The sequence below is a fragment of the Hyalangium sp. genome (assembly GCF_035629615.1).
GTDB lineage: Bacteria > Myxococcota > Myxococcia > Myxococcales > Myxococcaceae > Hyalangium.
Genome location: NZ_DASPHO010000822.1, coordinates 1 through 8,007, shown reverse-complemented (window position 1 = coordinate 8,007; position 8,007 = coordinate 1). Strand labels below are relative to the sequence as shown.

Below are 8,007 nucleotides of genomic sequence, written 5' to 3'. Positions count from 1 at the left end.
TCGCCTTGCCCCCGGCCGCGCGCTCGGCGGCCGCGATCAGCTCCCCCATCGCTTGATCCAACCGCAGCAGCGTGTCCTGCATCTCCCATGACGACGGCCCGAACGCGTGGAACACCGCGTCCGTGCCGCTGAAGCTCACCGCGAGCAGGTCCGGCACCTCGTCCTTGCCCAGCGCCTCGCCCTCGATCGCCGCCTTCGCCGCCTGGACCAGCAGATCATTGGAGAGCGCCGAGCCCGCCAGCGCCGCGTAGGAGCGAGGCCCCGGAGCCTGGCCTCCACCGCTGAGCGGATGCGGGAAGGAGCGGCCCATCCCCTCATTGTCCTCCTCATAGGGGCGCTCGTCCTCACCCAGGTACTCGGTCCGGGCCAGCAGCGGTGTCCACTGCTGCGAGAAGTACCCGTCCGCCAGCCCCCGCCCATTGAAGGCCTTCAGCCACCCCGGGAATTCCTTTGTGTACCAGGTCCCCGTGACGAACTTCCCCACCGTCTCGTCGAACCAGTACGCCTGCCCGAGCCGCCCCGCCAGCGCGATCGCCGAGCGCCCCTTGCCCGAGAGCGCCACCACCTTGGCCTGCGCCCGCGAGCTCATCCGCAGCCGGTCCCCCAGCGTCTCCGCCATCAGGTTGAGGGGACTCGTGTCACCCCCTGTGGCCACGGACAGGGGCACCTCCAGCACCGGGTGCGCCTCGTCCCGGAAGACGCTCACGGACTGGCCCGTGGAGCGATCCACCACCCGGTTGTCGACGATCCCGTGGCGCCAGGGGTTGGCTCCCGTGATCAGGGTGGCGTGGCCCGGCGCCGTGCGCGGCTTGGCGTAGTCGAAGCGGCCGTAGGGGTAGAACGCCCCCCCGTCGAGCAGCTGACGCAGCCCGCTCTTGAGCTTGGGCCGGGTGCGCAGCAGCACGTCCGTGCCGAGCGCATCCACCGTGATGAAGAGGGCCAGCCGCGGCGGCTTCGCGAGCGCGGGGAGGCTGAGGAGGAGAAGGGCCAGGGCGAGAGGGCGCACCATAGAGGGCGCATCTTCGCCGCCAGATGGTCAGAAGCAACCAACTCCGTACCTTCACGGCTTGGAGCCCCTCCATCCCCCTGTTACGGTCCGCGCCCGCATGGTGGAAGCGCGGGTCCGAGTCATCTACGGCGATACCGACCAGATGGGCGTCGTCTATCACGCCAACTACTTCCGCTACTTCGAGCTCTCCCGCATGGAGTTCTTCCGCCAGCGGGGGGGCAACTACCGGGAGATGGAGGCTGAGGGCTACATGCTCCCCATCGCCGAGGCCTCCTGCCAGTACAAGGCCCCCGCCCGCTACGACGATCTGCTCCTCATCCGCCCGCAGGTGAGCGAGCTGCGCCGCGCCTCGCTCGTCTTCACCTATGAGGTGGTGCGCGAGGACAATCCAGCCGCCTTGCTGTGCACCGGCCGCACCCTCCACGCCTGCGTGGGGCGCGATGGCAAGCCCCGCCGCTTCCCGGACATGTTCGTCCGCCTGCTCGAGCAGTCCCCCTGAAGGTTCCACCCTTACCTTAGGAGTCCTACATGGATCGCAACCTTGCAATCGAGGCCGTGCGCGTCACCGAGATGGCGGCCATCGCCTCTGCCCGTCTCATGGGCCGCGGCACCAAGAATGAGTCGGATCAGGCCGCCGTGGACGCCATGCGCCGTGCCTTCGATGCCCTCTACATTGATGGCACCGTCGTCATCGGCGAGGGCGAGCGCGACGAGGCCCCCATGCTCTACATCGGCGAGAAGGTGGGCCGGCGCACCGAGGGTGTCCCCGAGGTGGACATCGCCCTGGATCCGCTCGAGGGCACCAACCTGGCTGCCTACGGCCGCCCCGGCGCCATCTCCGTCGTGGCCATGGCCGGCAAGGGCTGTCTGCTCAACGCGCCGGATACCTACATGGAGAAGCTGGCGGTGGGCCCGCGCGCGCGGGGCGCCATCGATCTGCGGCGTACCCCCACCGAGAACCTGCGCGCCATCGCGGAGAAGAAGAAGGTCTACGTGGAGGATCTCACCGTGGTCATCCTCGACCGCGAGCGTCACGCCGATCTCATCAAGGAGGTACGGGCCGCAGGCGCGCGCATCCGCCTCATCGAGGACGGAGACGTGGCAGGCGCCATCTCCACCTGCTTCGAGGAGACCGGTGTGGACGTGCTCATGGGCATCGGCGGCGCGCCCGAGGGCGTCATCTCCGCGGCGGCCGTGCGCTGCGTGGGCGGAGACATGCAGGGCCGCCTGGTGCCGCGCAACCAGGGTGAGATCGACCGCGCGAAGAACATGGGCATCACCGACATCACCAAGATCTACGATGCCGAGGAGCTGGCCAGGGGTGAGGTGATGTTCGCCGCCACCGGCGTCACCTCGGGAGACTTCCTCAAGGGCGTGCGCTTCTTCGGCGGCGGCTGCGAGACGCACTCGGTCGTCATGCGCAGCAAGACGGGCACCGTGCGCTTCGTGCAATCCGTCCACAAGTTCGACAAGAAGCCGGGGTACGCTCCCTAGCGGCAGTCTTCCCCCTCAACCCCTCCGGAGACTCTCATGGCAGGTGCCTCCCGCTCGATCGTATTCAACGCCCCCATGGAGAAGGTGTTCGACGTCATCACCCAGTATGAGAAGTACGGAGAGTTCCTCTCCGAGGTGAAGGAGGTCCGCACCTCGGGGCGCCAGGGCAACGAGGTCAACGTCCACTACAAAGTCGATGTGGTGAAGACCATCAAGTACACCATCCGCGTCAAGGAGGAGCGCCCCACCCGCATGAGCTGGACCTTCGTGGAGGGCGAGTTCATGAAGGACAACAAGGGCAGCTGGGTGCTCGAGCCCGCCGGCGAGGGCAAGACGAAGGGCACCTACACCGTCGAGATGGCGCTCGGCGCCCTGGTCCCCAAGTCCGTCGTCAACGCCCTGGTGGAGACCTCGCTCCCCAAGATGCTCGAGGCCTTCAAGCGCCGGGCGGAGACTCCCTGAGCGCCTCCCTGGGGTGGAATGACCCCTCTGAGACTACTTTGACCCACCCAGGGCGAGCGGACAGCCGGGCCCTGGGCTGGGGGTTGCGATGTTGAATGCGCGTGGCCTCACCGCAGGTTGGACGGCTTGCGGGCCGCCACGACTGCATTAGAATCAACGTACCCAGTGGCAGAAGGCTGAGCGCCAACCATGACATCCTTGACACAGGGGTGTGGCTCCGATGTCGGGGCGGTGAACGAGCAACCAGGCCCGTCAGCAAGGCATGTACCCCGGCGAAACGGGGGACTTAACTTTGCATCTAGGAAGACTGGAACCAGGGCGGGGTGGCGGGCGTACACCGGGGTATGTAGGCTGAGGGAGAGCGAACCCATGCTGGACGCCTTCATCATCGAAGAGATCAAGCGCCGCGAGCGCAATCGCGAGGATCGCGAGCGCCCCGCGGTGGAACTGCCGCTGCCGGCCCCTCCGGATCGTCCCCGTCGTCGCACGGAGACGGAGGACGAGGAGAAGCCGTCTCGCGGAGTGGTCGTCATCGACCTCTGAGTCCGAGTCCATCCGGCCACAGCGTGGCCCCGAGCCCGCGGTAGGTGTCCTCCCAGGACGGCCTCCGCGGGTTTCGTGTTTCCAGGGGCAGGCAGGCCCCTCAGTCCGGCACCAGGGCGAGGAGGTGCCGCGGGTGGTAGGTGTTCCACAGCGGCCCTTTCACGGTGGCCATGGACTCCAGGACGAGGCGCTTCCACTCGGCGGGGAGGGCGTCCTCGCCGTGGAAGGCGCCCAGCAGCGCGCCGGTGATGGCGCCGTGGGCGTCCGCATCCGCGCCCCGGTTCACCACGTCCACCAGCGCGGCCTCGGGGTTGGGAGCGTGGAGCAGCTCCCAGAAGGCGAGCCGGAAGGCGACTCGCACGTGGCCGTGGCTGCGGTGCAGGTGCAGCTCCGGCCCATAGAGCATGGGGTTCTGCTGCTGGGCCGCCTCCAGATCCGCCCACAGGAGGGACTTGGCGAACGACACCTCCTCGACATGGTCGGAGAGCGAGCGCGCCAGGGCCGCGGCGCCCACGGAGAGCCCCGTCTGCGCGGCGGTGATGAGGTCCTCGGGCTTCACCGTGTCGCCTCCGGTGATGGCCTTGGCGATGGCTGCGTTGAGGGCGGCGCAGGCGAGCTGGCAGCGCGGATCGTAGTGGGTGAGGGCGGAGTCCTCGAAGGAGGCCTGCAGGCGGGCCTTGTCGTCCCTGGCGAAGAAGACGCCAAGGGGGGCCGTGCGGGCCAGGCTGCCGTTGGTGCATGAGCGGCGGTGGCCTCGGAGCCACACGCGGCGCCCGGCGGTGAGCGCCGGCAGGCCGGCGTCCATCTCGTCCAGCACCTCCCGGACGGGGTCGCTCATGTCGAAGGCGTGAGGCCTCCAGGCGCGGTAGCGGCGGACGACGTCGGCCGCGTTGTAGCTCTTCACCTCGCGCAGGCTCCAGGCGAGGCAGCAGGCCATCTGCGTCTCATCCGTCACCTGGCCCTTGCGCAGCTCGACGACGGGAGGCGGCAGCTCGGCATCCTCCGGAATGCCCTCGGGGAAGTCCTCATAGGAGGCCTCTTCCGGACGTTGGGGGATCCGGGACTTGAGCGGGCCGCCGGTGGGCATGCGGCGCATGCCGTCCGCGAGCTGGGGGAAGAGGGGGGCCAGCAGGTTCCGGCCCCGCAGCGGCGCTCCGAGCGCATCCCCCACCGCCAGACCGAGCAGTGCGCCCCGGCTCCGCTGGCCAGGAAGGGGATCAGGGCCCTTTTGTTTTGGGGGCGGACGGCGAGGCGGGGGCATGGAAAACCTGAACAGAAGGGGGCTTCACCGGTGGACACTGTAGCAGCCACGGCGGTGTGCAAGCTTGCGAGCATGGAGAGGCTCCTCTAGAACCTCGCGCCATGACCGAGATCGCTCAAATCCTGGCGCGTGAAGTGCTCGACTCCCGTGGCTTCCCCACGGTGGAGGCTGAGGTCCATCTGGCAGGCGGGGCTCGTGGCCGTGCGGCGGTGCCCTCCGGGGCCTCCACCGGAGAGCACGAGGTGCTGGAGCTTCGGGACGGGGACAAGAACCGCTTTATGGGCAAGGGCGTGAAGAAGGCCGTGGCCAACGTGATGGAGACCATTGCCCCCGAGCTCATGGGCATGGACGCCACCGACCAGTTCTCCGTGGACATGCGGATGCGCGAGCTGGACGGCACCCCCAACAAGGGCAAGCTCGGCGCCAACGCCATCCTCGCCGTGTCCATGGCCACCGCGAAGGCGGCGGCGGACGCCTTCAGCCTTCCGCTGTACCGGTACGTGGGCGGGCTGCAGGCGCGCACGCTGCCGGTGCCGCTGATGAACATCCTCAACGGCGGCGCGCATGCGGACACCCGCGTGGACGTGCAGGAGTTCATGGTGGTGCCGGCGGGCGCCCCCTCCTTCGCCGAGGCCGTGCGCTGGGGCGCCGAGGTGTTCCACGCCCTGAAGAAGATCCTCAAGGCCCGCAAGTTCGCCACCGGCGTGGGGGATGAGGGCGGCTACGCCCCGGATCTGCCGGCCAACGAGGAGGCCCTCAAGCTCATCATGGAGGCCATCGGCGCCGCCGGCTTCAAGGCGGGCGAGCAGATGTACCTGGCGCTGGATGTGGCGGCCAGCGAGTTCTACGACAAGGGCAGCAAGAAGTACCGGCTCAAGGGCGAGGGCAAGGAGTACGACTCGGCCGGGCTGCTCGACTACTACCGCGGGCTGTGCGAGCGCTACCCCATCGTCTCCATCGAGGATGGCATGGCCGAGGACGACTGGGAGGGCTGGAAGAAGCTGTCGGAGTCGCTGGGCGCGAAGATCCAGCTGGTGGGCGATGATCTCTTCGTCACCAACGTGGAGCGGCTCAGCCGCGGCATCCACAGCGGCACGGCCAACTCCATCCTGGTGAAGGTGAACCAGATCGGCTCGCTGACGGAGACGTTCGATGCCGTGCGCATGGCGCACCGCGCCGCGTACACGTCCATCATGAGCCACCGCTCGGGCGAGACGGAGGACACCACCATCGCGGATCTGGTGGTGGCGCTCGACTGCGGACAGATCAAGACGGGCTCGGCGTCGCGCTCGGATCGCGTGGCCAAGTACAACCAGCTGCTGCGGATCGAGCAGGAGCTGGGGACCGCGGCGCGCTTCGCGGGCCGCACCGCCATCAAGGGCACCCTGCAGAAGTGAGGCGCCGTGACTGAGGCTCGACGCCCCCGCATTCTGGTCTCCAACGACGACGGGTACTTCTCCGAGGGAATCCAGGCCCTCGTGGAGGCGGTCAGTCCGCTGGGGGAGGTGTGGGTGGTGGCGCCGGACCGCGAGCAGAGCGCGGCCTCGCACGCCATCTCCCTGCACCGCCCCCTGCGCATCAAGGAGATCCGCGAGCGCTGGTTCTCCGTGGACGGCACCCCCGCGGACAGCGCGTATCTGGCGATCAACCACCTCCTCAAGGATGATCGCCCCCAGCTCATGGTGTCCGGCATCAATCACGGCGCGAACCTGGCGGATGACGTCACCTACTCGGGGACGGTCGCCGCGGCGATGGAGGCGGCTCTGCTCGGGGTTCCCGCCATCGCCTTCAGCCTGGCGTCCAAGCAGCCCTTCGACTTCAAGCCGGCGGCGCGCTTCGCCCGCTCGCTCGTGGCCACCGCGCTCGCTCGGCCCCTGCCACCGCGGATGCTGTTGAACGTGAACATCCCCGGTGGAGTGGAGCCGGAGGGCTTTTCCGTCACCCGGCTCGGGAGGCACAGCTACGGGTTCGAGGTGGTGGAGAACATCGATCCGCGAGGCCGGAAGTACTACTGGATCGGGGGCAGCGCCTACGAGCACGAGGACATCCCCGGCAGCGACTGCAACGCCGTCCACCGCGATCAGCGCGTCTCCGTGACTCCGCTGCACCTGGGGCTGACGGACCACGTCCGGATGGCCGATCTGGCGGAGTGGACGGTCGAGGGCTTCCAACGTATCGAGTCGGGTGGGTGAGGTTGGCCGGGGGGAGCTTCAGCCGAGCGGGCCTGGCGCTCCTCCTGGTTCTGGCCGCCACCGGGTGTGCCAGCTCTCAGGCCGCTGCCCGGCCTCACGGGATTGAGGCGCCACCGGCACCCTCGGAGCTTCCAGCCCCTGCGCCCGTGGCCGCGAGTGCCGCGGCGCCTGCGCTGCCCATCACGCTGAGGGCCCCGCACCCCGAGCCCGAGCTCCTCACGGTCCGCCACCGCGTGGCGCCGGGGGAGACGGTGTTCCGGATCGCCCGCTCGTACGGCGTCACCGTAGATGATCTCAAAGCGGCCAACGGCATCAAGGATCCCCGCAGCCTCTCCGTGGGGCAGGAGCTGCTCATCCCCACGGTGCCACCCGAGGAGCCTGAGGCACCTCATCCGGAGCCCGAGCTGGCGCCCGTCCCGGAGGGCGGAGGGGCACCACGGGTGGTGGCGGGCCGGGACGAGCTGCCTCCGCGCCCGCGCCCGCGCCCGCCGGGACGGCAGACGGGCTCCCGGACAGGGGGGAGGGCCACACGGCCCGAGCCGGCGACCAAGGGGATGCTCGACTGGCCGTTCCGAGGCGTGCTGTACGGCCGCTTTGGGAAGAAGGGCAAGGAGCCCCATGACGGCATCGATCTGGCGGCTCCGGCGGGGACCCCCGTCCAGACGGCCCAGGAAGGCACCGTCCTCTATGCGGGCGAGCAGAAGGGTTACGGGCTCATCGTCATTGTCCAGCACCCGAACGGCATCATCACCCTCTACGCCCACAATCGGGATCTGCGGGTGAAGACGGGGCAGACGGTGCGTCGCTCCCAGGTCATCGCCACCGTGGGGGAGTCCGGGCGTACGTCCGGCCCCCACCTCCACTTCGAGGTCCGGGTCGACGGCAAGCCCGTGGACCCGAGCGACTACCTGGGCCCCCTCCCGGCCTCATGAGCCGGGCAGGCGGGGAGGGGGATGGCCTGCGGCGCTGATTCTCCTAGAGTGTCGCCGGTGAAGCGCCTCCAATCCCTGCTCCTCGTCGCGTTGCTGCTCCCGGCAGTGGCTCGT

At 69.0% G+C, this 8,007-nt stretch carries 9 protein-coding genes; 7 read left to right on the top strand and 2 right to left on the bottom strand.

Annotated elements, in window-relative coordinates; all coding sequences use genetic code 11:
• A partial coding sequence (locus VD972_RS41365) for an alkaline phosphatase family protein (protein WP_324994869.1) occupies window positions 1-1,009 on the bottom strand: 1,009 nt, incomplete at its 3' end.
• A 97-nt stretch (window positions 1,010-1,106) separates the two neighbouring features.
• On the opposite strand from VD972_RS41365, the gene VD972_RS41360 reads away from it, so the two are divergent.
• The 4 genes from VD972_RS41360 (at window position 1,107) to VD972_RS41345 (ending at window position 3,508) form a co-directional block, all read left to right on the top strand.
• On the top strand, window positions 1,107-1,508 hold the full coding sequence (locus VD972_RS41360) for a thioesterase family protein (RefSeq protein ID WP_324994867.1): 402 nt from the start codon (window positions 1,107-1,109) through the stop codon (window positions 1,506-1,508).
• A 29-nt stretch (window positions 1,509-1,537) separates the two neighbouring features.
• Window positions 1,538-2,503 carry a class II fructose-bisphosphatase gene (glpX, locus tag VD972_RS41355; RefSeq protein WP_324994865.1) on the top strand — a complete coding sequence of 322 codons (966 nt, stop codon included), beginning with the start codon at window positions 1,538-1,540 and terminating at the stop codon, window positions 2,501-2,503.
• 36 nt (window positions 2,504-2,539) lie between these two features.
• Window positions 2,540-2,965 (top strand): type II toxin-antitoxin system RatA family toxin, encoded by a 426-nt coding sequence (locus tag VD972_RS41350; protein WP_324994863.1) that lies wholly within the window; start codon window positions 2,540-2,542, stop codon window positions 2,963-2,965.
• A 369-nt stretch (window positions 2,966-3,334) separates the two neighbouring features.
• Window positions 3,335-3,508, top strand: coding sequence for a hypothetical protein (locus VD972_RS41345; protein ID WP_324994861.1), 174 nt, complete (start codon window positions 3,335-3,337; stop codon window positions 3,506-3,508).
• A 100-nt stretch (window positions 3,509-3,608) separates the two neighbouring features.
• Here VD972_RS41345 and VD972_RS41340 read toward each other — a convergent pair whose 3' ends face one another.
• Window positions 3,609-4,769, bottom strand: a complete 1,161-nt coding sequence (locus VD972_RS41340) for an ADP-ribosylglycohydrolase family protein (protein ID WP_324994858.1) — start codon at window positions 4,767-4,769, stop codon at window positions 3,609-3,611.
• A 101-nt stretch (window positions 4,770-4,870) separates the two neighbouring features.
• Here VD972_RS41340 and eno point away from each other — a divergent pair, with 101 nt between their 5' ends.
• The 3 genes from eno to VD972_RS41325 are packed head-to-tail and all read left to right on the top strand — an operon-like array spanning window position 4,871 to window position 7,893.
• Window positions 4,871-6,166 carry a phosphopyruvate hydratase gene (eno, locus tag VD972_RS41335; protein ID WP_324994856.1) on the top strand — a complete coding sequence of 432 codons (1,296 nt, stop codon included), beginning with the start codon at window positions 4,871-4,873 and terminating at the stop codon, window positions 6,164-6,166.
• Between the two features lie 6 nt (window positions 6,167-6,172).
• Complete coding sequence (gene surE, locus VD972_RS41330; protein ID WP_324994854.1) at window positions 6,173-6,961, top strand: 5'/3'-nucleotidase SurE; 789 nt, start codon at window positions 6,173-6,175, stop codon at window positions 6,959-6,961.
• Window positions 6,962-6,963: 2 nt separating this feature from the next.
• Window positions 6,964-7,893, top strand: a complete 930-nt coding sequence (locus VD972_RS41325) for a M23 family metallopeptidase (protein WP_324994871.1) — start codon at window positions 6,964-6,966, stop codon at window positions 7,891-7,893.
• Window positions 7,894-8,007 lie beyond the last annotated feature (114 nt).

Bases quoted from the DNA above. Each gene is read 5' to 3' on its own strand.
- VD972_RS41360 (WP_324994867.1), top strand. From the start codon at position 1,107: ATGGTGGAAGCGCGGGTCCGAGTCATCTACGGCGATACCGACCAGATG.
- glpX (WP_324994865.1), top strand. From the start codon at position 1,538: ATGGATCGCAACCTTGCAATCGAGGCCGTGCGCGTCACCGAGATGGCG.
- VD972_RS41350 (WP_324994863.1), top strand. From the start codon at position 2,540: ATGGCAGGTGCCTCCCGCTCGATCGTATTCAACGCCCCCATGGAGAAG.
- VD972_RS41345 (WP_324994861.1), top strand. From the start codon at position 3,335: ATGCTGGACGCCTTCATCATCGAAGAGATCAAGCGCCGCGAGCGCAAT.
- VD972_RS41340 (WP_324994858.1), bottom strand. From the start codon at position 4,769: ATGCCCCCGCCTCGCCGTCCGCCCCCAAAACAAAAGGGCCCTGATCCC.
- eno (WP_324994856.1), top strand. From the start codon at position 4,871: ATGACCGAGATCGCTCAAATCCTGGCGCGTGAAGTGCTCGACTCCCGT.